Origin of the sequence: Vogesella mureinivorans, assembly GCF_007644035.1 — a bacterium.
Taxonomy (GTDB): domain Bacteria; phylum Pseudomonadota; class Gammaproteobacteria; order Burkholderiales; family Chromobacteriaceae; genus Vogesella; species Vogesella mureinivorans.
In genome coordinates, this window is sequence record NZ_VMTV02000096.1 from 1 (window position 1) to 281 (window position 281).

Sequence of the window (281 nt, forward strand, 5' to 3'; positions counted from 1 at the left end):
CCGGCAATCGCGTGGTCGTGCTGCTGGAAGGCCGCGATGCCGCCGGCAAGGGCGGCGTGATCAACGCCATCGCCAACACCCTGAACCCGCGCGCCTGCCGGGTGGTGGCCCTGCCGAAGCCCAGCGACCGTGAGCGTACGCAGTGGTATTTCCAGCGCTATGTGTCCGAGCTGCCGGCCGCCGGCGAGGTCGTGCTGTTCGACCGCAGCTGGTACAACCGCGCCGGCGTCGAGAAGGTCATGGGCTATTGCTCGGACGTCGAGTACGAGCGCTTCCTGGTG

General features: G+C 68.3%; 1 protein-coding gene. It reads left to right on the top strand.

Going from position 1 to position 281, the window contains the following annotated elements:
• On the top strand, window positions 1-281 hold a 281-nt coding region (locus FLQ44_RS02110; RefSeq protein ID WP_500692533.1), incomplete at both ends, for a polyphosphate kinase 2 family protein.